An 864-nucleotide genomic window follows, 5' to 3' on the forward strand; every position below is an offset into this window, starting at 1 on the left:
ATCTTCAGATGTGCTGTCAACAAACTCAAAAACAACCGCATTCTGCTTGTCTAAAGCGTAATGCATCCCTAAGCCAAAACTAAAGCCTTGATCTTTATTTGAGCCTACATTCTGTTGGTCGATCTGAACACTCGAATAACCGGCAAGTCCGTAAAGGGCGATACGTTCGGAGACGGGCATGTTCAATTTGATAAAGCCACTCGCGAGGCTGTCTACTGCCTGCCCGTTGTCTCGTTGTACAGAGGTTCCGTAGCGCGCCTCAAAAGCGAGGTAATCATTGAAGAAGTAACCAGCTTGCGCTTGGAGAAGGAAAGGGGTTCCCTCGGTTACTGAAGAAGAGGAATAATGAAATTCGGCGTTAGAGTAACTGACTAACGCACCAGCATAAAAATCGGCTGACGCTGAAGAAGAACTCAGGCTCAAACCCAGTGCACTAAGTATTCCCAAACAATGCTGCTTTTTTATCACGTAAAAGTTCCTAGTACTGGTAATAATATGGACTGCTAAGACAAAGTTAAGCGTACTATGCAGGCCAATAAATACTGAAGAGCTGGCACGCTACCGCCCTGAGGCGTTGAGCGTAAGCCACTGTATCGCTTTCTATATGGTGTAAGTAAAAACGACCTATTGACTCCAAGCCTCTAGTGCTGGAGGAAATAGGCCGACAAATTATGCACTCTTGATAGTTTATCAGCAAGCAAGGGAGCAAGATAACCGCACAATGTCACGCTGGTGTTAGAAATGAGATCATAAGCCATGGCAAAATAAGAAACTATTTACATGCTAAGGCTTTTTTATCTAGAATATAATTTGGAGCATTTTTTATGCTACCAAACATCGATGTTTTTATACCGGATATACAAG

The 864-nt window shown here is 43.3% G+C and carries 1 protein-coding gene; it reads right to left on the minus strand.

Annotated features, from left to right (window positions below; translation table 11 throughout):
• The coding region (locus tag R7040_RS25430) for an outer membrane beta-barrel protein (protein ID WP_318097419.1) at positions 1 to 468 on the minus strand (468 nt) is incomplete at its 3' end.
• Positions 469 to 864 lie beyond the last annotated feature (396 nt).

The organism is Vibrio sp. 1069 (assembly GCF_033340555.1).